Below are 26,061 nucleotides of genomic sequence, written 5' to 3' on the forward strand. Positions count from 1 at the left end.
GGCGCGCGAGAACGACCTTAGTGCTGGTATTATCCGATATAGCGAAGAGACTGGAAAAAACGTAAGACCAGTTCAGCTTCTTGGACCGTTTCATATTGTCCGACATATTGTCCCTGTTCGATGGTGATGATGGACAGGGTACAGGAGACCATCTGAATCCCTTCGGCGAGCCGTACTTCAAACGTCGCAGTCTGTAACGGCAGTGGCGTTTTCGTCGTGAAGTAGAGATGACGGGTACTCGTCCGGTGCGCCTGAATGTTTGAAAAACTAAAATCAAGGGCTTGATTCTGATGTTTCAGCATCTTGATTTTTCCTGGGACGGAGAAACTCGGAACGGTATCGGACGCAAGGGAACAGGCTTCAATCGGATACAACACTTCCCGTAAGAGGAAACTTTCCATCACCTCTGCCGACACCGGTCTACTGAATAAATAACCTTGGATATTCGGACAGTTCAAGGACCGGAACATCTCGAGTTGTTGTAAGGTTTCGATGCCTTCTGCGATGACGGCTAGATTAAACTCTGTCGCCATGTAAAGAATACTTTTGACGATGGCTTGCGCTTTTCGATCCTCCGCGATATGCGTCGCAAATTGCCGATCGATCTTGATGACGTTGATCGGATAACGTTGCAAATAGACCATTGAGGAGTATCCTTTTCCAAAGTCGTCGAGAGCAATCCGAACACCAAGCTGACTTAAGTGTTCGAGGGTCCGACTGATGTTCGGGTCATCCATGATCAAGGCGGCTTCCGTGATTTCAAGTTCAAGCAGATCGGCCGACAGCTTGTACGTGGTCAGAGCTTGTTCGATTTGATGCTCGAACCCGGGGATCAAAAACCGTTTTGGGGAGACGTTGACGGAAATCGGAACGAGTTCAGCACCGGCACGGGACCAGTTGACCATCGCCTGACAAGCCGTCTCGACGACCCAGTCGCCAATTGCGATATGGAGTGCACTTTCTTCTGCCAGTGGAATAAAATCATTTGGTGGAATCCGTCCCCATTCCGGGTGTTGCCACCGGATCAAGGCTTCGAGACCAATGATTTTCCCAGTCCAGCTATCGACTTTCGGTTGGTACTCGAGAAACAGTTGATTCCGCTCGATCGCGTAATGCAAATCTTGTTCGAGCCGGTAACGGCGGTAGTAATCGATATCGAGATTGGACGCATAATGATGGACGGCACTATGGTCTTCCCGGCGCGAACGCCGCAGTGCCGTATACGAATGTTTCATCAGTTCAATCGGATCATGACTATCATCCGGAAAACGGCTGATCCCGATCGAGACCCGAGCAAACAAGGCGTACGGTTCAATCAGAATCGGTGCAGCAGATAACGTGAGTAAGGCTTCAGCACACGATGTGACGTCTTGCTTGAAGCAGGACGGAATGAGCATCGCGTATTCATCACCACCGAGATGACCAAAAAAGACTTCATCCGGTTTTGATGTGTAGAGAAGAGCACTCGTCGCTTGAATCCACTGATCACCGGACGCATGACCAAAGGCATTGTTGATTTCAGAAATCCGGTTAAATGAAATCGATAAAATCGAGAAGGTGGTATTCGTTTGCATCCAGTCCTTGATGGTTTCAGTTAATGAGATCCGGTTCGGCAAACCGGTGACGGAATCGTGCATCGCGAGTTGCTGCAACCGTTCTTCATATTCTTTTTGTAACGTGATGTCATGCATGATGCTGTTCGTATAAGCAATCGATCCATCGAGCTGGAAGACAGGGATTTGTTGATCCTCGATCCACTTGCAACGGCCGTCCGGGAAAACAAGACGGTATTGAATCGTACTTGATTTTCCGGAAGTCAAACGACGGATGAACTGCTTCATCGCCGTCACATCGCGTGGGTCAAGGCGCTCAAACAGCCAGTCCTGACTGAGAATCAAATCTTCCGGCAACTCTTCGAAAATCTGGAAAAATCCTTTGGAATGAAACAAAAGACGTCCAGTCGATAAATCGATTTGCGAAATCGCTGCATCGAGGGCTTCATAGATTTCACGCGTCTGTTCACGTTCGAGTGCCAGTTGGCGACGGGCTTCACTGACTTCCGACAAATCATACAGGATAAGTGAAATCAGACCACTTTGATCGTCGCGTCGTAAAGCCTTTAAGCGTAACAGCTGGTATTGGTTCTTGGCATTCAGAACCGATACTTCCTGTTCGAACGTCTCGATTTCTCCGTCGAGGAGTCGGATCATATGAAAGCGGAGCGGGTCGAAGTCACGCGGGTGAATTCGCTTGTGCAATTGTTCGTTTGAAAGTTCTTTCAGTTGTTCCGGACCCAGACCGAGATAATTGATCAACGACGGAGAGTACTCAATCGTTCGGGCCTGTGGATCATAATGAAATACAACGAGTTCCGGAATCTGTTCCGTCAATTCAAGTTGTGACCGAATCTGGACGACATCCTCTTCGAGTTGCTTTTCACGTGTGATGTCTCGTGCGATCCCGTATACACCAACGACCTGACCATCTTGTTCGATCGGCATATTGGTGATTTTTAACGTCAGCCGATGTTGATCAATATGTAATCCTTGGGCCGTATAATGAACGGTTTCGCCGGCAAGTGCACGTTCGAAAAAGGTGGTCACGGAATCGTTTTGTTCCGGTGGGCTAAAGACGGCGAAATGGTTATATAAAGTATCTTCAGAATAACCCAGCATCCGAGGAAGGTTCTCGTTAAAATAGACGATTTCACCAAGGTGATTAAAGAAAAAGACGGCATCCGTATTTTGTTGGAAAAAAGGTTCCACGCGTTCCGGATGGGACAGTTCGAGCCCGCCGATCAACAGAGGGGATGTAGATGAACGGCTCAGCCGTTGCATCGCGTCGAAAAAAGTCATAGACAAATCTCCTCACTAGAAATTTTAACTCTCTTTCTAGTATCGGAGTAAGGGAGCCTCAATTGCAATCAAAGTTCAAAGAATAGACTTTTTTTTCAAAAAAAGCGAATCATTTTTTAGAGAATGAGAGGAAAAGAGGGGAGTTAGGGCGAGTTGAGTCAGCTTTTGCGCGCTCGCTTTTCTCGGGTGGAACGGAAGCCGCGGTCGCCTTGACCGTCGACCGGGTCTTCCTTGTTCCTGTCGGAAGCGAAGCTTCCTTTTCCCGTAGAAGTCGAGCTTCAAAAGCAGACTCAATCGAATCGTTCACTCCGGCACAGAACGTAAAAAATCTTAAATGATGGCTCATAACGGAAAAAGACAAAAAGACAAAAAGACAAACCTCGACAATGCCCGCTTAGTGGCAGATGTTGAAGTTTGTCCGTGATTCGAATACTAGATGACAAGATCAACAGACGTGGCGCTCGCATTTGAATCGGCTTGGTCCGGGCGGTCTTCGTCCAGTCCGTGATGACGTCCGGGACCGTGTCCACCGCGTGGACTTTGCTGTAAGTCGTCGTAACTGGAGACTTCATCCGCCCGTTCCTGTATCCGTTCCTTGATGGCTGTCGCTTGTTTTTTCGTGATGGCACCGCTTTTGACTTTCGCATCGATCGCTTTTGTCTGCTCCGCAAGCACAGCTTGTTCGAATTTCGCAAACGAGACGTTATTCGCTTTTGCAAATTCCGGTAACGCTTGATCGGCGGCCTTGAACTTCGCTTCATCGAGGTTCAACCGTTTCAAGATGGCAGATGTCGTATCGCCAAACACGTCATGACCACGTTCCCCGTGTTCGCCTGGTCCATGTTGACCGCGGTCCGGTAAGTCATCATAGCTGTTAGCGTCCGAAAACTCTTCCGTCAGACGGGCTTTGATGTCCGTTGCTTGTTTTTTCGTCATTTTACCGTCTTTGACGAATTGATCGAGTTGTGTCGTCTGAGCAGCGAGCAACGCTTTTTTGTAGTCGGCGAACTTGATCGATTGTGCCTTCGCATAGGCAGCGAGTGATTGATTGGCGGCATCAAACTTGTCTTGGCTCAATCCAAGGGCTTTTAAGACGTCAGCAATCAAGGATTCGTTAAAGAAACCGCCTTTGTCACCGTGATGTCCTTTAGGCATTTGCTCTTTTAGCTCGGCGTAGCTTGAAACGCTACTAAACCGTTCCGTATGTCGTTTTAGCATATCTGCTGCCTGCGACTTCGTTAAGTCCCCTGATTTGACGAGGGAAGCAAGTTGTTCTTTTGCAGCAGCGAGTTCTGCTGCCTTGTAGTCTTTAAACGAGATGCCTTTTTGTTTCGCAAGATCGGCGATCGATAAGCCTTTTTCCCGAGCCGCCTCGGCTTGTGTTTGAGTCAGATTCAATTTTTTGAGAAGTAAGGTGAAGTCAAGTTTTTTCATGCCTTCGAAATGAGGACGTTCTGATTTTGTTTCCGTATCGCTGTCGTTGGTTGCGGCGTAAGCAGAAGCTCCTCCAACTGTTAAGGCGCTGATGGTCAATGCGGTGATCCATTGTTTTTTGAATTGCATGGGTGATCACTCCTTTCATCCTTTATGTTAGCGGGTGTCCGGACGGAAGTTGTGAGGAAGTTGCAAAGAAATCGCGAAGAAACGCTAACCGGCTAAAAAAGGCGGTACACTACAGATGGAGGGATGAAGATGAAGATTTTAGTAATTGAGGATGAACTGAAGCTGGCTCAGGTCACGGAACGATTCTTGCGCCATCATGGTTACACGGTGACACTTGCCGAATCGCTTCAAGGGGCCAAAATATATTTGATGGGCGAGACGTTTGACGCCGTACTGGTTGACGTCCGTCTACCTGATGGAGACGGTTGGTCGCTCGTCCCATCGATCAAGTCAAATCATCCGGCACCCGTCGTCTTCATGCTGACGTCACGCGGGGAAGCAGACGACCGGGTGTTTGGACTCGAACTGGGTGCCGATGATTATCTCGTCAAACCGGTTGTCTTAAAGGAATTGATCATTCGGCTTGAACGGGCGTTAAAACAACGGTTACCCGCCGGACGGCAGCTGGGAGATGTGACGATTGACGAAAAGGCCCGCCGTGTCAAAAGTGGACCGGAGACGATTAGTCTGGCGAAGATGGAGTTCGAACTGTTGATCTATTTCTTTGAGCACCTCGGAGAAGCGCTCAGCCGTGACCAAATCCTGGACGAGGTCTGGGGCTACACGTTCGGCGGGGATACGCGGACCGTCGATACCCACGTCAAACAGTTGCGTGATAAACTCCCGACCATTAAACAACAGTTGAAGACAATCCATCGGGTCGGCTACCGGTTGGAGGCGATTGAATGAGTAAGTTGATGCAAAAGTTTTTGCTGGCGGTCATCGCCCCGTTATTGATTATGGGTATACTCAGCTTCAGTCTGACGGCGTTCCTCGTCAACCGTTTTGCGGAGGACGAACGATACAATCAACTGGCACGGGAAGCAAGTATCCTCAAAGAGGCACTGACCGAAAATCGTCCGGTGCCACGGGAAATCCAGGGTTTTATCACCCGTGACGGCGTGACGGAACGCATCGGGGGACGGGGACGACAAGTCGTCGAACTGCCGATTCTTGATAATCTGAAGCAAAAAGATATCATCGAAGTCCAAGGCAACCGGCTGTTGACGTATCAGTTGACGAGCGGGGATACGGTCATCACGACAATCCGTGAAGCTCCGCTTGCAAGTAGTGCACTTGACGGCGTGTATCTCGCGATTGGAGTCGCTTTATTCGTGACGTTACTGCTGGCGGCAGGACTTGCCTACTATATGGGACGACGGTTCATCCGTCCGATCATCGAGTTGCGCGGAGTCGCCAAACAGATTGGCGATGGACGAAAAAATGTCACCTTGCCGGTCCGACCCAATGACGAAGTGGGTGAGTTGATTCGTGCCGTGGACGAGATGCAGGAACAACTCGTACAAAAAGACGTCCTGCAGAAATCGTTCATCGCTGGGATCACCCACGATTTACGGACACCACTTGCCATTATCCGTAACGAGACGGAAGCACTCGCGGCAGGAGTGATCCCGGTCGAAGAATTACCGGAAGTGACGGACAGTATCATCGAGGAGGCGGACCGGTTGGGTCTGTTGATTGACGAAACACTGGTCTACTCGAAACTTGCCGGGGGGGTGATGCCGCTCGACCAATCGGAAGTCGCCCTTGATTTGCTTGTGCAGGAGACGGTCGAACGCCTTCGGTCGACGTTCAGCAAAGACCAGGTCATATTGAGCGTCGAGACAGAACCGGTCCGTCTTGTTGTCGATCGCCGGATGTTCGAACGCGTCCTCGTCAATTTTTTAATGAATGCGCAAGTCGCAGCACCAACCGGCAGTGAAGTCCGGGTCCAGTTGACACCAATGGAACTGACGGTCGAAGACGCGGGAAGTGGTGTCGCGGAAGCGGACCGGGCAACGATTTGGGATCTCTATGTCAAACAGACCGGAGGATCCGGGCACGGTCTTGGTCTTGCGATCAGTCGACTGATTCTGGATAGTCATGGACTTGAATATGGGGTTCGTGACAGTTCGCTTAAGGGAGCCTGCTTTTATATTCGATTCGGAGAAGAACGGATCACATGAAAAAACGTCTCGCCCTTCATCAACTAGATGAGGAGCGAGACGTTTGCTTATTCGGAATCGTTTGCTTGGACGAGGCTTGGTTTGACGAGTGTATAGAATTCATCACTCATCCCGACACGGCTGCCCATCTGGCAAGCGAGTTCGAGTGTTTCCTGGTAGAATTTCGCGACCAGATTGTGGTTTTTGATGTGCATGTCCTTCATCGCTTTTTCAACACCGAGGACGACTTTTGCGATTTGGTCATCGGCGTCATTGCGAACAGGGACGACGTTTTCCGGCAAATCAACTTCTTTGTCGTGTCCGTTGAAGCGGAACGAGGCGCCGAATCCGAGGTGCTCGAGGAAGAAGTGTGGTAACAATTTACCGGCAAAAAACTGGTGCCACTCGCTTTCTTTCATCGTATTCATATCGCGTTTGAAAGAAGTCGTCGCGAGTGCGTAGCGGTCATGTGTATCTTTCATGAACTTCTCGAGGATTGGTACCTGCATCGCAAACGAATTCTTCAGCAGATTATCGAGCTGTTCTTGCGTTAATTGTTCTTGTTCAGCCATCAGTTTAACCCCATTTCGTTTCGTTACTTCTATCGTAAGAAATTTAGACAATTCCGTCAAATCTTTTTCAAGAATAGAGTTTACCTATTTCACAAAAGGGAATCTAACTATTATCGAAGAGTTGAGGGGGAGTTAGCATGAAACGACTAGCAATGACAGGGGTATTAATCGGGGCATGTCTAATTCCAGTGACAGCTTTCGGCGCAAGTAACGTGACGTACAACACAGGAACGATTCAAAACAAAGACTTTGGTTATTCCGTCAAGACGACGACAGCCTTGCAGAAAGCGATCAAGCAGGATAAGGTCGATCTTGTCAAAAACAAAACCGTCAAGACGAAATACGGCACCGTCACACGAAGCGGGACGTTTTCGCTCTATTATAAAGTGAAGGGCAAAGACCAATTGCTCGTCAACTTGAACTTTGAACCGAAAAAGTTATCAAAAAAACAATTTGAAAAACAAGTCGGATTCGGAACGTACCTCGGAACCAAAGGCAACAAAACGTATTATTACGTCCAGCCGACAGAAGCCGTCAAAGGGGCAGTTGGTAAAGAAAAAATCGCCAACTTGATCACAAGTGATGTCCCGGCGATGATGAAAACATTTAAATTAAAATGAGGAAACTGCAAGGGGCACCAGCTTTTGCTAGTGCTTCTTTTGATGGTCCGATATAGTAAAGGTTGAGGTGAAGTGAAATGGAATGGACAGTAACAGAAGTTAAACAAACGACAGAAGTTTTACAACTTGAGAAATGTGTTAACGATCACGATGGCATCGAATTAAAGGTAGCAGCGGATTGGGTCGGACAAAACGATTTTGCAATCTATGATGATACAAAATTGATTGGCTATCTCCAAGCATTTGCCTACTTACCGACGGAATGGGAAATCAATGTCTTCGTCGATCCGGATTACCGGAAGCAAGGTGTCTTCAAGACGCTTGTCGAAGCGGCAAAAGAAGCAGCTCGTCCGCAAGGGGTCGAAGCGTTTACGTTTGTCATTGATGATGAAAGTAAGTCGGGACAAGCCGTCCTCGGTCAACTTGGTGCCGAATACCGGATGACGGAATACAACATGGTGCTCAAGAAAGCACAATTGTTCTTAAAAGCTGATCCGGATTTCGAACTGCGTGAAGCAACAAAGGACGATCGTCCGTTCATCGTTGAGACGCTTGGATCGTCATTTGGCAACACGGCAGATGAAGCAGAGTCGATCTATCAGGCGATCGAGTCGGAAGATCGTGTCACATTCATCGGTGTCGCAAACGGCAAGCCGGTTGGTGTCGTTCGGGCTTACCTCGCATCTGACACACAGGCGAGCATCCATGCGTTTGCCGTTCGTCCGGAAGCACAGGGTAAAGGGTACGGTAAAAAAATGTTGAAGCTAATGGTCCAGGCGATGTTCCGCACCGGTCGGACGCAACTTGAACTGGATGTCGAGACGGATAATGCACGGGCGCTTGATCTCTATAAAGAGGCCGGGTTTGTTGTCGGACGCGGTTACCAGTTCCACGTGCTTGCGTTATAAGTAGTCTGGTTGATGAAAGCCCACGGGAGTGGGCTTTTTTGTAGAGTTAAAAGACCTTAGGTCTTGCTATTTTTTAAAGAAATACGATATCGTTGCCGTTCGTCCGTTGGCGCGCTTTCCTCAGGCGGAACGCAAGCCGCTGTCGTCTTTCAGCCGACCGGGTCTTGCCTGTTCCTGACGGAAGGGACAAGCCCTTCCTTTTCCCGTAGGAGTCGTACCCGGACGACGGAAACTTTTCTTAAGAAATCATGCTATTTTTGATGAGCTCAACAACATGGAAAAACAAGTTCATAATCTAAAAGAAGTCTGAAACCTTCTCCCGGTTTTGTCGTATACTAAACATATGGAAAAAAAGAGGAGGCGACGTTATGGAATGTCGACAGGGTTCATTACGGACGTTGAAGTGGGTATCAGGTGGTTTAGAGGCAATGCTCGGGATTCCGTTTATAGGCGGATTGATTGTCATTGGGACAGGGTATAATGCACTGTGGTTGATGTTAGCGTTCCATATCGTGGTCGTCGTCTTGACGGCACGAGCCGGTCGGGTCTCAAAAGGGAACATCGTCGGAATCGTCGCGTCGACAGTCGGTGTCATCCCGGTCGTCGGGATGCTGTTGCATATGGCGGCAGCGATTACGATCTTGCTTGATGCGGCATTCGGCAACCGGATTCTCACGCGGACACATGTGGAACGCGTCGAACCGATCCGTCCCCGTCCGGTCCGAAAAGAACAGGAACGCAAAGAGGACCATCCGTTCTAAGCTTTTTTCGTTGACAGGAGAAAACAAGCCGTGTAAAGTAAACAGCAAGTTAAGCCATATCAAATAAATCAACGACGCGGAGTAAGTACCGTCAACACTGCCGACAAAGCGAGTCAGGAAAGGTGAGAGCCTGACGCGGTAAGCTGATCAGGGAATGGACCGCTGAGAGCCTGTTGAACGATTCAGTAGACAGGACGGTTGCCCCCGTTACCGGGCTAGCTGGTTGTTGGACCAGCGACAAGAGGAGATTTTTAATCTCAACTAGAGGTGGCACCGCGCGGATACAGGCGTCCTCTATGCATCAGCTTTTGCTGTGGCATAGAGGACGTCTTTTGTTTTACGTCAAGGAACGCCGAATCATCCAACGCACATTATCTTTAGGAGGAATTTTTGATGAAAAAGACATTGATCGCGGCGGCAAGCACGGCGTTCCTACTCGCAGGATGCTCGACGACGGAAACAGAAAAAGCAGCACCAAAGGAAAATGAAAAGAAAGTCCTGCACACGATGGAAAGTTATGACCTCTTGTCGGTCGACCCGGCAGATGCTATCACGTCAAACATCTTCAACCAGATCTACGAAGGACTTTACCGGTTTGATGCAAATAACGAACTCGTTCCGGCAGCAGCGAAATCACACAGCGTGTCGGAAGACGGAAAAGTCTACACGTTTAAGCTCGATCAGAATGCGAAATGGTCGGATGGCAAACCGGTCACAGCGGAAAACTTCCGCTATGCGTATGAGCGGGTAATCGAGACGAACTCACCGTTCGCTTATTTGCTGGAGCCGGTTAAAGAAACAAAAGTCATCGATGATCAGACGTTACAAATCGAATTGAAACGCCCGACACCGTACTTCCTCAGCATGACGACATTTGGGACGTATATGCCGGTTCGGGAAGACATCGTAAAACAACAAGGCGAGCAGTTCGGGACGGACCCGAAAACAAACGTCTACAACGGACCGTTCACATTCAAAAAATACCAAGCCGAGCAAGGCTATACACTCGCAAAAAACGCCGATTATGCCGACCGGAAAAACGTCAAGATTGACGAAGTTGACGTCAAAATCATCAAGGACCCGATGCTTGCGATTAACTTGTTTGAGACAGGTGAACTGGACGTTGCCCCACTGAACTCGGAAAACGTCGTGACGTATAAAAACAAAAAAGAGTACAACACGTTCAGCGACTCACGGATGTTCTTCATCCGGATGAATCAAAAAACGGAAGCGCTCAAAGATCAGAAGACACGTCAGGCGATTGATGCCGCTTACGATAAAAAAGCATTGACGGAGACGTTACTCGGGAACGGATCACTGCCGGCCGACTACATCGTACCGAAAGAACTCGATTTGAAATACGACAAGACCCGTCAAATCGAATCGTCATTTGACGCGGCACAATCAAAACAAGTGTTAGCCGATCAGAAGTTAGAACTGACTATGATCATTGAAGACGACGATGTCTCGAAAAAAATTGGCGAATACATTCAAGGATCGCTGAAACAGCAAAACGTCGATGTCAAACTGTTGTCGCTGCCGAAAAAAGAACGGTTGGCGCGTGAAGGACGAGGGGATTACGACTTGTCCCTTGCGAGCTGGGCTCCGGATTATCAAGATGCGACAACGTACTTGAACCTGTTCATGACAGGCAATCCGTTTAACATGATGGACTACTCGAACAAACAGTATGACAAACTCTTGAAACAGGCTGAAAACGAACTCGATCAAGACAAACGTTTGGAGCTGTTGAGCGAAGCAGAAACGATGTTACTCGACGATCAAGCAATTTCACCGGTCTACCAACGAAAAAATGCCTTCCTGCAAAACACGGAAGTCAAAAACCTGGCCCGTCACAATGTCGGAACAGATATTTCTTATAAATACGTCGAGATTGACCGCAAGTAAAGTAAAACAAACAGACATCCAATCAGCTGTCTTCTTCTATAAGAAGCGTTGACTGGGTGTTTTTTTGTTATGTCTATTACCGATGTGACGAAAGTATGCAGTCGTGAACTGCAAAATCAGGTCAATTCTATTAAAGCGTTCTCAGAAGTTGCCGATAAGAAGAGTGATGAGATTTGAAACAGGAAAGGGAGTTTCGAAGATGAGTAGATTACGAAAAAATTTAAAAATGCGGTTGTTTGTCTGGGTCTTGGCGATTTCAGTCATTACGGGTGGGATTTCAGCACAGCTGACATTATTCCTTGCGCGTGGAGTTGATGTCGCAGAAAATCAAGCGATTTTATTTGGTGCAGGAATTGGATTAATCCTTTCGATTCTCGGCTCGTTGTTGATTCAATTGATTCTTCGTCAGCCGATCAGAGCAATCGAAAAAGCGACGGAAACGGCACGTGAAGTCGCAAACGGTAACTTTAACGTTGATTTCGAAGAAGCCAAACGTGGCGACGAAGTCGATCAATTGATGCATGAACTCGAAGTCATGGTCTTACATATTCGCAAACAAGCGACACAGATGGGCAATTCAAGTGATAAATTGACAGCGTCAGCGCAAGAAATCGCAGCCGCCGTGCAAGAAGGTAATGCCTCGGGCGAAAGCATTCAGTCAGCGATGGCAGAGCTCTCGACGAAGATGAATGAAAACGTCGATCAAGCTTATCTGTCGATGGACGCCCTCGGTGCCGTCAAACGGACGATGAATGAAGTGGCAAAAGAAATGAACGAAGCCTTAAAATCAGCGACGGTCATGCAAACGGAAGCGGAGAACGGCAAGACGCTGGCGACAGATTCAGTCGAGGCGATGCACATGATTTCAAGCAAGATGGAACAGTCAGCAACACTGAACGGTCGCTTGACCGACATGACGGGTGAAATCTCACGGATTACCGATGTCATCAGTGATATCTCAGCGCAGACGAATTTACTTAGCCTCAATGCATCGATTGAAGCGGCACGTGCTGGCGATGCCGGACGCGGATTTGCCGTCGTTGCAGCAGAAGTCAAGAAGCTCGCTGAACAGACAGCAACGTCAGCGAAAGAAATCACCGATTTGATTTCCGGTGTCAAGCGTCTCGTCAACGATACAGCGAACGCCATGACGGACGTTCAAAAAGAAGTCGCAACCGGTGTCGGACTCGTCGAACAAGCCGGTTCGTCGTTTGAAGAGATTCATCAGTCGACGGAAAGCGTTTATTCGCGTGTTCAGTCGGTCGATCAACTCGTTATCAAGTCGGATAAAGAAATCGATCAGGTCGGTTTGACGACGGCGAATATCCTCGCGATGGTCGAAGAAGCATCGAAACACGCGGAACAGGTCTTGCAGGCGTCTAGTCACCAGGCAGCTTCACTTGGTGAGGTTAATGGCGCGATGGAAGAGTTGGTTGCGGTCGCGGAACAACTACAGGAAGAAACAGGCGCGACGCGTCTGTAAATCAGAAATCGTAGACGGCATCAGCGTCTGCGATTTTTGTTTGAAGTTTTTTATTTTTTTTGAGAGAAACTGTTAAACATTTCGATACGGCGACGATATATAGAGTGGAAGCAGTCATCGACTACAACCACCGCGCTACTCTTGGGCCGGCCAGGGGGCGCATCTCGGAGAAGAAGGATCTTCAAAGAGACAAAAAATTTATTCCTATGGAGGGAAACTAAAATGATTATCAATCACAACATTACAGCACTTAACACACACAACAAACTTTCGAGCGCTTCTGCAGCTCAAAGTAAATCAATGGAGAAACTGGCTTCAGGTCTTCGCATCAACAAAGCAGGCGACGATGCTGCTGGTCTTGCAATCTCTGAAAAAATGCGTGGCCAAGTTCGTGGACTTGATCAAGCTTCACGTAACGCACAAGACGGTATCTCAATGATTCAAACAGCTGAGGGTGCACTTAACGAAACGCATGATATCCTTCAACGGATGCGTGAACTTTCTGTCCAATCTGCTACAGATACAAATACTGATGCAGATCGTACAAACATCCAAGATGAAGTTAACCAATTAGGAAAAGAAGTTGATCGTATTCGCGATACAACTCAATTCAATACAAAAAATCTTTTAAACGGTTCAATGGATAAAGGACAAGCAGCTGCTGTAGCAAACATTAACCAAAATACAGAAGTTAAAACTGCTACTGCAAGTGCTTTGACAGATACTTTGACAACTTTAACTGATAAAAACGGAAACAACTTAGGTATCACAGCAACTGACGTAATCAGTGTGTCATATGTAAAAGATGGTGCAACTGTTACGAACTCATTTACTGCTGGAGTACTTACGACAGCTGCATTAGGAACAACTAACGGTGCTGCTGGGGATACTAACCTAACACTCGCTGCGGATGCTAATAAAAATCTTTCTATCACAGCAGCAGTAGGTGGTTCAGGTGCAGCAATCAATGGTCTTACTGTAACTGTTAAAGATGCATCTGGAAACGTGAGAAGTGCTGCTACAAACGCACTTTCAAGTTTTACAGAAACAACAGCTGCTGCTAACATCAACACAGATGGACAAGCAACTTTCCACATCGGTTCTAACACTGGACAAAACATTCAATTAGCATTTAAAGATATGGGTACTTCTGCTTTAGGTGTTAAAGATTTAAAAGTTGGTAACCAAGGTCAAGCTAACGTTGCTGTTAAAGTTCTCGATACTGCAATTCAAAAAGTATCTGCAGAGCGTTCTAAACTCGGAGCAACACAAAACCGCCTCGAGCACACAATCAACAACCTTAAAACATCTTCTGAAAACCTAACAGCGGCTGAATCACGTGTTCGTGACGTTGATATGGCGAAAGAAATGATGAACCAAACGAAAAACTCGATTCTTGCGCAAGCTGCACAAGCAATGTTGGCTCAATCGAATCAAACACCTCAAGGCGTTCTTCAACTCCTACGGTAATTTGATTCCACCGGGCGTCTGATCGGGTAACTGATCAGAGCATGACTGGGTGAATTGCTGGAACTCCTTTAGAGCCTTGATGTACGACAACGTGGCTGGAAACGGCGAGCGTGACCGTTCTGAAAAACGTCAAGGATTGGACAATCAGCAGCCAAGCACCTGTAGGGAAACCTTGGTGAAGGTTCAACGACTAGGATAGACGACCTAATGGAGATTTCCGATGGTTATGAAATCCGTACTCCGTAAACGGCGGGGGAAGCGCCCAGCTCCTAGTATACCTAGGATGAAGATATAGTCTTATCATTAGCGAAAGCTAATGCGCGTAGCAAGCGAACCAACAGCCGCAAGGCGTTCTCCAATTACTCCGTTAATCGTAATTGGTCGTATAGCTTACTTAAAGGTCATGGACTCGTTCCATGGCCTTTTTTAGTTGTCCAAACTTATAAGTGACAGACCAATATGTCCGGTTGAGTTTTTCAGCAATGGCTTGTGTCGTCCATCCATTTGTTTTGAGTTCTAAAATAGTAGTGCACTCTTCTAATGTATATGGTCTTGAAGGGTTTGATGGAAGTACTTGATACTGTGGATGTCCATGCTGAAGTTGCTTGAGACGAGCTTCCCAGTCTAACTTGTAAGCAAACTTTGGCAAGTCCGTTGTATATGGTGCAACTTGCTCCAAAAATGTGAGCGTATCTGTGACACGAGTCGTTTTCAAGAAATAACCGCAACCGTTGGATGTTTGTGATAGACGAAAGTTGAGATGGAATGTCTGATTTAACCAATTACAAAAAGGAATCAAGTCTTCTTTTGAAAACGACTGTAGTTGAACTACCTCCACCTATGCTTCGCTAAGAGGTGGAGGATTCCTGAGTTATTCAACCTAGCGGTCAAAAATTTATCAGGCTAACCCCGTCGTCCCGACGGTTAAACGTTGATCTTGTCCGTTTCTTTTATGCGGATGCCTACTCTGCTTGGTTTTCGCTACTTCGGTCATCCGCAGGGTGAACGTTGAAGATTTTACGTGACAGACGAACTTCCTGTCACAACCCTATATCTTCAGTTTTCAAAGAACATGACTCTTTTTTTATTCCTGATTTTAATTGTTTTCAAACCAAGAGTGTCGGACAATTGACGTGTCGCAAGACACGCCTTGCCCGAAGACGATTCATCTCCTACTTGCACTTGGCCTTCGCCCTGAACGTTTAGAAGTGGGAGTATTCTCGTCTAATTTTGATAAAGGGCGATGGAAGGTGTGACATACAACAGATTGTTTTGATTCGTGCGTTTAGAAATCATAAGTGAACCGTCATCTAAATAAAGCGTCAATAAAAATAACGGATGCGCACAACGCGAGAGCAGTTCAAATGGAATTACCTTTTTATGCTGTGGATAAAAATAGTGATACAGTTCGGTCATTAGTGGCAATGATTTAGAGACAAGATTATTTTGACGGATATACCAAAGATCAGGAAGTTGCCGTTGTTTCCATTCTCGATAAAATCGTTGTGTTTCACCAAAGTGTTCCCGGTAACTATTATTTTTTCGACGAGAATTCGGGTAACATTTTGTAATCTCGCCATCTGCTAAAATACTTGCCAATAAGACAGCTTGTTGAGCTTTTGATAATGTATCAATCAACATATTAATGAAACTCCTTCCAATAAAAGAACGTATGTTCTTTTATTCCCGATTTTCTAAACTTTAAAATAAAACTAATAAAAAGAATGGTCCAAACCGATATACTACATAGAGAAGAAAAAGGAGTGTTTGTCCATGAATTCCATCAATACGGAAATCCGGCTTCACCTGCCTGAAAATGTTTTACCTTACGAAGCAACACGAAATGTCTTTGTCGAAGCGAACCAAGAGGACTTGGCACAGGATGGAATCGTTATTCTGCCGACACCGCAACATATCACAAAGCTTGAAACCGCCATTGAAAAGGCAAATGTCCAGCTCGAAGCGCAACGAACGGGCTTGAAGTTTGTCAAACATGAAAAACTCAATGAATTTTATATTCAAGTCGTCGATACGAATAACCACGTTTTACAAGAAATACCAAGTAAAAAAGAACTCGATTTTTTTGCAGCCTTCATGGAATTTAATCAACTGATCGATAAACGGATTTAACAGAAAGGACTGATTAGATGGCAGGGATACGCCTTAGTGGTCTCGCAAGCGGGATTGATACAGAAACGATGATCAAGCAATTGATGCAGGCAGAACGGGCGCCGGTGGATCGTCTTTCACAAAAGAAACAAACGTTGACATGGCAACGTGATGCCTATCGGGAAATGAACCGAGGTTTACTCGATTTACGAACAGCTGCAAGTGATATGTTGTTATCAAAAAATTATACAGCGAAGACGGCAACAAGTTCGGACGCGTCAAAAGTCGTTGTGACAGCTAGTCCGGCAGCGACAGCAGGGAGTGTGACAATTGATAGCGTGACGCAACTTGCATCGGCTTCGTCACTTGTCATTTCACGTCATGCATCAGTTACAGGAGCTATTTCCAGTCAAACGAAACTCAATTCTAGTGGTCTGGTCGCAAAAGATGGTTCTGGTAACATGGAACTGGAATTAGCGACCTATCAGGCGGACGGAACGACAGGCACACCAGTCACAATGAAGTTTGATGGGACAGCAACGATTGGTGATCTTGTGTCGAAAATCAACAATGATAAATCACTCGGTCTAAGCGCTGTCTTCAATGACATCACAGGGAAACTGGTTCTAACACGCCAGAATACCGGTGAGCTCGCTTCATCTAACGAAATTTCGTGGGCGGATAAAAATACGCCGGTTGTTGGTGCGGAACCCGTTAAGACAGCGGTCGCAGGAAAAAATGCGATTTACAGCATTGGTGGAACGGAACTGGAACAGAAAACGAACACTTTCGTACAAAATGGTTTGACGATTACGTTAAACGGGACGTCAACAACAGCCACAACGATTAATACAAAACTTGATACACAAGCGAACTTTGATTCGATTAAGAAGTTTGTCGATAAGTATAACGAGATGATTGATAAGATGAATAAAAAAGTTCGGGAAGAAAAGTATCGTGATTTCCAACCGTTGACGGATGCGCAACGAAAGGAATTAAGTGAAGACGAAGTCAAGAAATGGGAAGAGAAAGCTATCAGTGGTGTTCTTAAAAACGATAGCTTCCTGCGCGACGGAATGAACTCGTTCCGGAGTGCGATTTCTGCAAAAATCGACACAGGTTACTCATACACAGCTGACTCAAAAGCGATTGAACTGAATTATATGTCGCAAATCGGTATCACCTCAACAAGTGATTTCCGCGATGGAGGAAAGTTAAAGCTGGATGAAACAAAACTGAAGAAAATGCTTGAGGAACAACCGGAAGGCGTTTATAAACTATTTACGACCGATGCACCGGAACCGGCGAAAGATGCTCAAGGAAATCCAATTCCGGGTACAGCTGGACTTGACGGATTTGTTCGCCAAATCCAAGGATTCGCGACGACGATGCGAGATAAAATTTCGAAGGTCGCAGGACTTGATGGTTCCGTCTCGACGACATATCGACTCGGAAAATCCCTCGCCGATCTTGATAAGAGTATGATGACGTGGGCAGATAAATTAACTAGCAAAGAGAATGCTTACTATCGTCGTTTTGCAGCGATGGAACAGGCGATGAGCCAAGCGAACAGCCAGTCGGCGACACTTTCTTCATACTTAGGACAATGAGGAGGACTTCAGATGGCGAACCCATACGCAACGTACCAAACGAACTCTGTTACAACCGCTTTACCACAAGACTTAACGTTGATGTTGTATGAAGGACTAATCAAGTTCTCCATGCTCGCCAAGCGTGCAATCGAACAAGGATTGATTGAACAAAAAAACACGAACATTCAAAAAGCGCAGGCAATTATCCTCGAACTCCAGCTGACGCTCAACCAGTCGATTTCCTTGTCAAAAGACTTAAATAACTTGTATGACTATATGCAAAGTCGTCTGATTGATGCTAACGTCAAAAATGATATTGTCGCAATCGACGAAGTGATCGGTTTTTCGGAAGAGTTTCGTGAGACGTGGAAAGAAGCGATGAAGCTCGCACGTCAACGATGAGTCCGCTTGACCCGCTCCGTCTGAAGACAAAACATCTGATTGAACTGCTGGAGCAAACGCCGGAAGAAGACGTGTATGACGAATGGTTGCTGAAGATCCAAAACTTGTTGAACGAACGCGAAGCGTTTATCGCAGCGCATTCGAACTTACTGGCTGGTGCGAATCAGGCCGTCATTCAGGAGCTTGTTGCCGACAGTCAAAAAATCGACTTGAAATTATCGTCAGAAACCGCTAAATTAGGGGTACAAATCAGTCAACTCCGTCAGACGAAAACAAGTCGGAAATCGTATATCGACCCGTACGAAGAAGTCGAAGGCAGTTTTTCACCGTATTTTGATTCTCGTCAGTAACTTTCTATGCCTAGGGAGGGATCTCGCGTGACAAAACGTGAAGAAAAAAAACGAAAAGTCGTCAAACCATTTTATCGATCTGACGGCTCGTACGATCAGTTCATCGAACCGGATGTCGAGTCGGAATCCTGGGAAGAAGCAGAACGTCCGATTTCTGATTTACCGGATGCGTATGAAGAAGAAAAATATCGACGTGAGTCATTATGACGAACAAGAGGACCTTCCATTACGGAACGTCCTCTTTTCATTTAAACCGATACGCATTTTTTTCATGTTGTTTGACGCTGTACATCGCTTCGTCCGCCCGAATCAGGAGCAGGCTTGTCGTCGCCCCATCATCCGGATAGCGGGCAATCCCGATCGATGGTGTGACGGACATCGCGCTGTCATGGAACAAAAACGGTTGATTCAGCTGAGCGATCAGTTCCTCGGTGTAAAGAATCGTGTCTGCTTTCGAGCGCGGCAGGAAGACGATAAACTCGTCACCCCCAAGCCGGGCCGCGACCTCGTCGTCACGCAAATGGAGCCGGAGGCGATTCGCTGTTTCTTGCAGAACATAATCACCGGCGTTATGCCCATACGAGTCGTTGATTTGTTTGAAACCGTCAAGATCAATGAACAGTAACGAACCGGCTGTAATCTGCGTCAGTCGTTCTTGCAGGAAATTTTCGAAATAACGACGATTCGGCAACCGGGTCAAGACGTCATGATACCCCAGCCCTTCGAGCCACTGTTGTTGTTCGAGTGTCTCCGTGATATCGGCTAACAGAACGTAGACGTAATCCTGATCCGGTACCGGAATCAACGTCGTGTCATACGTGAGGGAATCATCTTGTAACAGCAACTTGCGACTCGTCTCTAAACGCACGACTTCCTGTCGGAGTTGGTGTGACAGCCGTTCTGATAGTTGTCGACCGAATCGCCGGATCGCTGCCGGATTCATCGTCTGGAGGGTGCCCGTTCGATTGACCTGCAGAATCGGTTCCGGATGATCAAGAAACAGGCGCCGGTATTCTTCTTTTCTTAGTTCCAGGAGTGCGGTCTTTTCCTTGACGCGTTTTGCGAGATCAAGCTGGACGACTTCATGTTCCGCGAGCAACTGCTGATTGAGGCGTTCTGAAAAATATTGCCGGATCAAAAATAACGAAAAGAGCAGGGTGATCGCCAAGACATAGACGATGTTCGGCACTTTGAAAAACGAGATCCAGACGAGTAAAAGCACCAGACTGACATACGGTAAATACGGCCGTGACAAGGTGTATATGTATGTGATTGATGGTGGGACTTGCCGAAAATAGCGAATCAGCCCAAACAAGCTGAGCGGATAGAGCGGTAAAAAAAACGCTGCGATGTCGAGTTGATCACGGATCAGAAACGTATAATAGCCGAAGTTCGTGAAACAAAATAAGGCAACGGCCTGAATCAGAATCCGATGTTGCGGTGCACCGCGTAAGCCGGTCGTATAGAGAATCATGAAAAATAAAATCAGTGCCATGAAACAAAGTGCGTAGATCGTCATCGCAATCAATTCGACGGTAGTCCGGGCAAAGTCAGGGACGTACTGTAAAATCATCACATACCCAAAGACGAGCGACATGCCGAATAAAATAAAGCCATCGAGATAAAGCAAGCGGTTTTGGCGGAATGATGACCAGTCGATTAAGCGGACCAGTGTTAGAGCGGTCAAGAGTAAGAACAGCGTCAACGTCACGTTTGCCAGTGCATCCGACCAGACAGGATGGAAACGGCTTGGTAACAGTGCCAAGACAACGTTGAGAACAATGCCGAGCCAAAACAAAAGAATCGCGTGGCCGATCAATCGATACGGATGGTGCGGACGGGGTTTGAGAAACTGACCATATGCGGACCAAGCGCAGTAGCTTAAGCCAATCAACGTACTGACCCCGGCGATGATTGGCGTCACAGACGGATTAAATGTCAAAAACAAGACGGGATAGAGCACCAGCAAATACAGACTGATAGCATATGTCCGTGTCATGCGTTCGCCTCCTTTCTAAAAAGCATCCTGCTTCTTCTGTTTCGTCAACAAGAGAGAAAACCCCTGTTTCGTCCAGCAGATCAAAGACAAACAGGGGAGGAAATTAAATGGTATGTTGTTCGCGGTACAATTCCCAGTGCTCGCGGGCTTCCTTTTTAATTCGATCGGAAACCGTTTTACTTTGGAAAATGAGACTGTACCATTGTTTGGCGTTATCTGTATCGGCTAGCGTTGCATACAAATCACTGATCCGTAAAAGTAAGACATCGTGAGGAATGCCCGTACGGACTGCGTCCGTGTACTCTAAGTAGATGGTTTCGTATTTTTTGACGGATCGTCCGATCCATGTCAGTTCTTGCTCGGTATTTTCCAGTAAACGGTACATCCAGGAAATACGAACGCCGAGCATCGCTTGAATGCTTTCTTTTTGTAGCGTGACTTGGGCCATATACAAACAAAATTTATAGAGATGAAGTGCTTGTTTGGTCGAGCGTTCTGTTGCTGCAAACGGTAAAACCGGAAGCAGAGGCAACACTTCAGTCAGTGTGTCCCGTACATCGGGACGCAGTTTTTCAAAAGACTCATGAAAAATGAAATGGCACTGGTGACATTGAATGGGTTCATAATAATAGACATTCGGACCTTGATAATGGATAAAACCATCAAAGTCGGTTCGATCAGTACGAATATGGCGGCTCAAGACGCGTTGTGTCTCCGTTTCTTTCAGACAATAGGGACAACGGCATTTTTTGGCATACAGGTCAGGCATTAAACAAACTCCTCAAGATGAATTTAGACAAAAACGTTGACGAGCATTCCTTTGATTTCCCCGATTTGATCCAAAATCTCAAAGCGGCGGGATTCGCCGGAAATGACGTTGTCGGTCAGTTGCAGCAGTTTCGCATCGACCTGTTCGACGACCTTGTAGATTTTTGTTCGGCCACGGCGGTTGAAACCACGTTTTTCTTCGAGTTGTTGTGATTGATCGAGGGCATCTTTTAGGAAGTCCTTGATTTTTTCTTTATAAGCTTCGAGATGTTCAATCGTCTGGCTTTCTGCCAGCAACTGGCCGTGCTCTTCGACGAGCATCAACTTTTGTTGGAGGCGTTCGTAGCCTTTATGTTCACGCTTATCTTGTATCAAGGCCGAAAACGTCGTCGACGCTTCGACGTCACGCGGTCCGGTCTTCGGTGTCTGCAGGCGGCTTGTTTCTTGGATGCGCCGGATGTCCATCGGTGATTCCTCCTTTGATTAGTTGAGTAGTTGTAAGACGCCTTGCGGTAAGGCATTCGCTTGGGCAATCATCGCCATTCCGGATTGATTGAGGATATTGTACTTCGCATACTCCATCATCTCACGCGCCATATCAGTATCGCGAATGCGTGACTCGGACGCCGTCAGGTTTTCTTTACTGACACTGAGGACGGACGATGTTGCTTCGAACCGGTTTTGGATCGCTCCAAGTTTTGCCCGTTGCTGGGAAATCGTATCGATCGCTTGTGTGTAACGGCTGATGGCTTGATCGGCGTCGCTGCTCGTCATGACGCTGAGCGCGTATTCCGGTGTTGCATTCACGCTTGGATAATCCAGTGCCTTGGCGTCGGTATTCGGTTTGACGGTCGTACTGATTCCGATGTTCAGCGCCCGCATATCATCAATCGTCAAGGCAATGCCTTCGTTCGCACCGGCATTCGTCTGGATGAAGACAGCATTATCCTCTGTGCTGAAGTCACCTGTTAACAGTTTTTTGCCGTTGAACTGCGTCGTTTCGGCAATCCGTGAGACTTCATTCGTCAGCTGATTGATTTCTTCCTGAATCGCGGTCCGGTCTTCTGTCGCAAGCGTCCCATTACCGGCCTGGACAGCCAGTTCGCGCATCCGTTGTAACAGGTTATGCGTTTCACTGAGTCCACCTTCGACCGTTTGGACCATCGAGATCCCGTCAAGAACGTTTTGTTCCGCTTTATCGAGTGCTTTGAGACGGTTCCGCATCTTTTCAGAGATGGCAAGACCCGCCGCGTCATCAGCTCCGCGGTTGATTTTTTGACCACTCGACAGTTTATCCATCGTCGTCTTGACGTTCATCTGATTGGCACTTAAGTTTCGGTAGGCTTTCAGGGCCTGTACATTATTTGAAATCCGCATTTAATAGTCCATCCCTTCATAACGCTCATGGTGTGCCGCCCGGACGAGCGGACGGTCTTTCTTGACACTGGCAGCTTGCCAGGTGATCAACAATTCTTCCGTCAGTTGTAACAATTCTTCCAAGCGCGCTGGCTCAAGATACGCCTGTAACGTCTGTTCGGCTAAGTAGTAGTAGAGTTGGTCCAGTTGTGCCGTGATGATGCCGCCGTCGTCGTGTAAGCCCGCTTGTAGTTTTTCAAGCAGTTGGTAGGCTTTTTGCAGACGGGTGTTGACGGCGTCAAACCGTCGTTCGTCACGGGCGAATATCGCTTGTTCATATTGAAAGACTAGACCTTTTAACATCGTCTCCGTCAATTGCTGGGGTGTCATCTGATACAATTCTTGTTCTGTCATAGGTCCCGTCCTTTCGCGTGATCCAGTTCTTCAATCAACAGTAAGAGTTCCGCCATCACGTCGTACAGTTGCGGTGGAATCGCCGTGCCGAGATCGAGATCGAGCAGGTGACCGAGCAGCGATGTATCCTGTTCGATCGCGACGCCGCTTGCGCGGGCTTCCTGTAAGATCCGGTCCGCTGCGGCACCGGTTGCCCGGGCGACGACGATCGGCGCATTGCCGGACGCTTCATCGTACCGGAGGACGGCCGCTGATTTACGGTGTTTTAAATCAATTTTCTGATACATGGCTCCTCCTTAAATCCGGTAATCATAGCCGGTCGGGGTCTCGTCCGGTTTGACGGTTTCTGGTGTCATCTGATCTTTCGTAAAAGCATCGAAGCGAATTCTGACGTCTTGATAACCGGTCGATTGTAAGGCTTCCGTCGTCCGTTCGAGAAACGGCGTCGCTAATCGTTCCAGTAACGGGAAATCATTTTCAATCGTAATCTGCATCTTCCGGTTGACCGTCTCGACGCGGACACCGATATCACCGAGACGTGGTGTCTCAAGCTGGACGTACAACGTGTTGTTTTCCCAGTCGATCACTTCATCCGGTCGTTTGTTTTGTAAGTGGACGTGCAGTCCGGCCGTTCCTTCGACGAGTTGGACGGGGAGCGCGAGCAAGATTTGTTGGAGTTGCTGATTGGTGTCCGGTTTATTGACTTGTTGCTGCGTCGTCAGGAATGTCTGGAGTTTCGCCGCTTCCGGGTTTGCGGCAGGCGTCGCAAGTTTTAGTTCCGCCGTCTGCAATTGAAGCGTCTTTTGGACCGTCTCCTGTAAGACACGGGGACTGTTTTGTCCCGCTTCATACGGAATCGGGCGTTGCGGTGGTGCTGCTTGATTTGGTGTCTGCGATGTATTAACGACGGGACGCGGCATCGTGTTCAGTTCCGGCAAGTACGCCGTCCGGACGTTTGCCGGAGCAAAGCGGAAGGCTTCAAGGGCTACCCGGACGTCCTGGACGACGGCTTTGGCTTCTGCGCCGCGTCCGAGCAACGCCAGTTGCGTTCCCCGTTCGAGTTTTGATAACAATTGAATCAGTTGTTTTTCATCACGCATGCTCGTATGTAACATCGCGTCCGTCTGTTGGAACGTCTGGCGCAGGCGGTTCGCTGTACTTTCGATGACTTGTGCCATCTGGAGCGGGCGTTCCTCGATCAGCGGTTCGATCTGACGCAGTTGCGAGATAATCGTTCGTTGTTGGCTCCGGAAGTCATTGGTCACTTCAGCGAGCCTTGGTGTCACTTCGGCGATGACAGTCAAGTTCGACCGCACGGGTGTGGCGAGCGGAGCGACTTTCTCGGTGCTCGGTTGTTGGGCTTGCGTGATGACGGCCGTCAACTGGTCAAGTTTGCTTGGTGCCGGTCGTTCCACGAGAACGGGGCGTTCACTCGGGAAATACGGGCGCAACTGTTCCCGGACCTGCGTCAGTTCACCCCGATCGATCCGGGCGATGATGTCCGGTTGTAGATCTGCCGGTACATGATTTGCGATTTGTCTTAAGGCAACGGGGGTTGCCTGATCAATCTCAGTACGTGTCGGTAACGTCACACGGGCGACGTCAAGGGCGATGACGTTGCTGAGCGTCGGTTTATCGAGGACCGCCTGCCGCTCCGGTAAGACGTCGACCAAGGAATCGGTTGTCGCGAGTAGTTGTGCGATCAAGACGTCTGCCTCTGCCGGTAAGGCACTGTCAGACGGCCGCGTCACGAGCTGGAGGACTAAGTCCTTATACGTCCCTTGCAGCGCAGCGACGAGCCGGGCGACTGTTTCCGGCGTCTGCGGCAGTTGACCGGTCGCGAGCAGCCGGGCGACGGCTTGTTTCAGTTCTGGTGAGAGTTCGTCGAGTAAGGTCGCATCGACACCAGACGAATCGGTTTTGGCCGGTCCGGTCGTCGAGACTTCCGGTTGATCCGTGATTTGTTCGATCAGATACCCTTCCGTCGTCTGTCCTTTGACCTTGAATTGAAAGGTGCCTTCCGGGACTTCACCCGTGAAGGTCATCTCGACCTTTTCACGACCGACTTGGACAAGGGCCGTGTTCGGACCGGTCTTTTCAAGGACGGTTCCGCTGTAGGTTTTTGTTTCAGACAAGGGACTCGGTGTGGTCGAACGGGTCGGACTGGTTGGATTCATCTGGATATTCATCGATGAACCTCCTTTCGTGATAAATTCTTCATCTTATTATATATCGGCACAAACAAAAAAGGATTGAGCGAATTCATCGCCCAACCCATTTTTTTTACGATTTGATTGCATTAAAGCGGTCCTCTAATGTCATCGCGTTCAATTGCTGGTAACGAGCCATCAGCTCGCCGGTTGCTTTCATTTGGTTGCGGACGATGTAAGGAGAGGCGTTTACGGGAAGGATCATGCCGTTACGAGTTTTAAGTTTAGTCTGTCCGTCTTCCTCGATGACTTCGGACATGTGACTCCAGGCATACCACTCGCAATCATCACGTTTTGGTGATTTGGTAGGGAAAAAGACAAGGCCAAGTGTCGGTTCGATGACGACCGGAACTTTTCCTTTCACGGAAGCGACACGTTTAGCGGTGACGATCCGTTCCTCGATGGAACTGTTGTACTGCCTGCAGGATAATTGCAGAAGTTGATACGGACGAAGCGGTGTCATGATCGTTGACCCGTCTTCTAAGACGATGATGGATTGTTTCATCATGTCATAGCACGGTAAAATCGCAACGGTCCGTTTCGTGATTCGATACTTTTCGTCATTATGGAATGGTCGCATTCGACTGCATCCTCCTTAGATAGGACAATGGATAAAATAGGTAATTACTAACGATATAATACAATACTACACCTGTAATGACAATGTAATTTTTGA

General features: G+C 47.7%; 25 protein-coding genes and 1 other annotated feature. Of the genes, 13 read left to right on the forward strand and 12 right to left on the reverse strand.

The window, feature by feature from the left end; translation table 11 throughout:
- Positions 1-29: 29 nt before the first annotated feature.
- Together KNQ13_RS02825 and KNQ13_RS02830 are read right to left on the reverse strand one after the other, a co-directional pair.
- Positions 30-2,855, reverse strand: coding sequence for a sensor domain-containing protein (locus KNQ13_RS02825; RefSeq protein WP_209547930.1), 2,826 nt, complete (start codon positions 2,853-2,855; stop codon positions 30-32).
- Positions 2,856-3,287: 432 nt separating this feature from the next.
- Entirely contained in the window at positions 3,288-4,418 is a 1,131-nt protein-coding gene (locus KNQ13_RS02830; protein WP_209547931.1) for a hypothetical protein, read from the reverse strand.
- A 129-nt stretch (positions 4,419-4,547) separates the two neighbouring features.
- Between KNQ13_RS02830 and KNQ13_RS02835 the strand changes: the two genes are divergently transcribed.
- Positions 4,548-5,207 carry a response regulator transcription factor gene (locus tag KNQ13_RS02835; protein ID WP_209547932.1) on the forward strand — a complete coding sequence of 220 codons (660 nt, stop codon included), beginning with the start codon at positions 4,548-4,550 and terminating at the stop codon, positions 5,205-5,207.
- A complete protein-coding gene (locus tag KNQ13_RS02840) occupies positions 5,204-6,484 on the forward strand; it encodes a HAMP domain-containing sensor histidine kinase (RefSeq protein WP_209547933.1) in 1,281 nt (426 codons plus the stop codon). The genes KNQ13_RS02835 and KNQ13_RS02840 overlap by 4 nt, the downstream gene beginning before the upstream one ends.
- Before the next feature lie 47 nt (positions 6,485-6,531).
- On the opposite strand, the gene KNQ13_RS02845 is transcribed toward KNQ13_RS02840, so the two are convergent.
- Positions 6,532-7,035 (reverse strand): hypothetical protein, encoded by a 504-nt coding sequence (locus KNQ13_RS02845; protein ID WP_209547934.1) that lies wholly within the window; start codon positions 7,033-7,035, stop codon positions 6,532-6,534.
- A gap of 137 nt (positions 7,036-7,172) precedes the next feature.
- Between KNQ13_RS02845 and KNQ13_RS02850 the strand changes: the two genes are divergently transcribed.
- The 6 genes from KNQ13_RS02850 (at position 7,173) to KNQ13_RS02875 (ending at position 14,185) form a co-directional block, all read left to right on the forward strand.
- Positions 7,173-7,655 (forward strand): hypothetical protein, encoded by a 483-nt coding sequence (locus KNQ13_RS02850; protein WP_209547935.1) that lies wholly within the window; start codon positions 7,173-7,175, stop codon positions 7,653-7,655.
- Positions 7,656-7,732: 77 nt separating this feature from the next.
- The gene (locus KNQ13_RS02855; RefSeq protein WP_209547936.1) at positions 7,733-8,563 is read left to right on the forward strand and encodes a GNAT family N-acetyltransferase; all 831 of its coding nucleotides are present in this window, start codon (positions 7,733-7,735) and stop codon (positions 8,561-8,563) included.
- A 368-nt stretch (positions 8,564-8,931) separates the two neighbouring features.
- Entirely contained in the window at positions 8,932-9,324 is a 393-nt protein-coding gene (locus KNQ13_RS02860) for a hypothetical protein (RefSeq protein WP_209547937.1), read from the forward strand.
- Between the two features lie 62 nt (positions 9,325-9,386).
- Positions 9,387-9,622 (forward strand) — a binding site (T-box leader).
- Positions 9,623-9,717: 95 nt separating this feature from the next.
- Positions 9,718-11,232, forward strand: coding sequence for a peptide ABC transporter substrate-binding protein (locus KNQ13_RS02865; RefSeq protein WP_209547938.1), 1,515 nt, complete (start codon positions 9,718-9,720; stop codon positions 11,230-11,232).
- A 199-nt stretch (positions 11,233-11,431) separates the two neighbouring features.
- Complete coding sequence (locus tag KNQ13_RS02870; RefSeq protein WP_209547939.1) at positions 11,432-12,715, forward strand: methyl-accepting chemotaxis protein; 1,284 nt, start codon at positions 11,432-11,434, stop codon at positions 12,713-12,715.
- A gap of 222 nt (positions 12,716-12,937) precedes the next feature.
- Complete coding sequence (locus KNQ13_RS02875; protein WP_209547940.1) at positions 12,938-14,185, forward strand: flagellin N-terminal helical domain-containing protein; 1,248 nt, start codon at positions 12,938-12,940, stop codon at positions 14,183-14,185.
- 1,224 nt (positions 14,186-15,409) lie between these two features.
- Here KNQ13_RS02875 and KNQ13_RS02880 read toward each other — a convergent pair.
- The gene (locus KNQ13_RS02880; protein ID WP_251027304.1) at positions 15,410-15,826 is read right to left on the reverse strand and encodes a hypothetical protein; all 417 of its coding nucleotides are present in this window, start codon (positions 15,824-15,826) and stop codon (positions 15,410-15,412) included.
- A 132-nt stretch (positions 15,827-15,958) separates the two neighbouring features.
- Here KNQ13_RS02880 and KNQ13_RS02885 point away from each other — a divergent pair, with 132 nt between their 5' ends.
- The 5 genes from KNQ13_RS02885 to KNQ13_RS02905 are packed head-to-tail and all read left to right on the forward strand — an operon-like array spanning position 15,959 to position 18,845.
- Positions 15,959-16,315 (forward strand): flagellar protein FlaG, encoded by a 357-nt coding sequence (locus KNQ13_RS02885; protein WP_209547942.1) that lies wholly within the window; start codon positions 15,959-15,961, stop codon positions 16,313-16,315.
- A gap of 17 nt (positions 16,316-16,332) precedes the next feature.
- A complete protein-coding gene (fliD, locus tag KNQ13_RS02890; RefSeq protein WP_209547943.1) occupies positions 16,333-17,904 on the forward strand; it encodes a flagellar filament capping protein FliD in 1,572 nt (523 codons plus the stop codon).
- Between the two features lie 12 nt (positions 17,905-17,916).
- Positions 17,917-18,288, forward strand: a complete 372-nt coding sequence (gene fliS, locus KNQ13_RS02895; RefSeq protein WP_071498755.1) for a flagellar export chaperone FliS — start codon at positions 17,917-17,919, stop codon at positions 18,286-18,288.
- The gene (locus KNQ13_RS02900; RefSeq protein ID WP_261974189.1) at positions 18,252-18,638 is read left to right on the forward strand and encodes a hypothetical protein; all 387 of its coding nucleotides are present in this window, start codon (positions 18,252-18,254) and stop codon (positions 18,636-18,638) included. The genes fliS and KNQ13_RS02900 overlap by 37 nt, the downstream gene beginning before the upstream one ends.
- 27 nt (positions 18,639-18,665) lie before the next feature.
- The gene (locus KNQ13_RS02905; protein WP_071498757.1) at positions 18,666-18,845 is read left to right on the forward strand and encodes a hypothetical protein; all 180 of its coding nucleotides are present in this window, start codon (positions 18,666-18,668) and stop codon (positions 18,843-18,845) included.
- 37 nt (positions 18,846-18,882) lie between these two features.
- Here the strand turns inward: KNQ13_RS02905 and KNQ13_RS02910 are convergent, their stop codons facing one another.
- From KNQ13_RS02910 to KNQ13_RS02945, 8 genes are all read right to left on the reverse strand, one after another.
- Complete coding sequence (locus tag KNQ13_RS02910) at positions 18,883-20,637, reverse strand: diguanylate cyclase domain-containing protein (RefSeq protein WP_209547944.1); 1,755 nt, start codon at positions 20,635-20,637, stop codon at positions 18,883-18,885.
- 103 nt (positions 20,638-20,740) lie between these two features.
- The gene (locus KNQ13_RS02915; RefSeq protein ID WP_209547945.1) at positions 20,741-21,406 is read right to left on the reverse strand and encodes a DUF2225 domain-containing protein; all 666 of its coding nucleotides are present in this window, start codon (positions 21,404-21,406) and stop codon (positions 20,741-20,743) included.
- Between the two features lie 23 nt (positions 21,407-21,429).
- Positions 21,430-21,870, reverse strand: coding sequence for a YaaR family protein (locus tag KNQ13_RS02920; RefSeq protein ID WP_209547946.1), 441 nt, complete (start codon positions 21,868-21,870; stop codon positions 21,430-21,432).
- Positions 21,871-21,888: 18 nt separating this feature from the next.
- Positions 21,889-22,782, reverse strand: a complete 894-nt coding sequence (locus KNQ13_RS02925) for a flagellin N-terminal helical domain-containing protein (protein ID WP_209547947.1) — start codon at positions 22,780-22,782, stop codon at positions 21,889-21,891.
- The gene (locus KNQ13_RS02930; protein ID WP_209547948.1) at positions 22,783-23,175 is read right to left on the reverse strand and encodes a flagellar export chaperone FliS; all 393 of its coding nucleotides are present in this window, start codon (positions 23,173-23,175) and stop codon (positions 22,783-22,785) included.
- Complete coding sequence (locus KNQ13_RS02935) at positions 23,172-23,462, reverse strand: EscU/YscU/HrcU family type III secretion system export apparatus switch protein (protein WP_071498762.1); 291 nt, start codon at positions 23,460-23,462, stop codon at positions 23,172-23,174. Before KNQ13_RS02935 ends, KNQ13_RS02930 begins: the two co-directional genes overlap by 4 nt.
- Positions 23,463-23,471: 9 nt before the next feature.
- A complete protein-coding gene (locus KNQ13_RS02940) occupies positions 23,472-25,364 on the reverse strand; it encodes a hypothetical protein (RefSeq protein WP_209547949.1) in 1,893 nt (630 codons plus the stop codon).
- 94 nt (positions 25,365-25,458) lie between these two features.
- Entirely contained in the window at positions 25,459-25,965 is a 507-nt protein-coding gene (locus KNQ13_RS02945) for a competence protein ComK (RefSeq protein WP_026827557.1), read from the reverse strand.
- Between the last annotated feature and the right edge of the window lie 96 nt (positions 25,966-26,061).

The organism is Exiguobacterium sp. s128 (assembly GCF_018618815.1).
In the GTDB taxonomy this organism is placed as follows: domain Bacteria; phylum Bacillota; class Bacilli; order Exiguobacteriales; family Exiguobacteriaceae; genus Exiguobacterium_A; species Exiguobacterium_A antarcticum.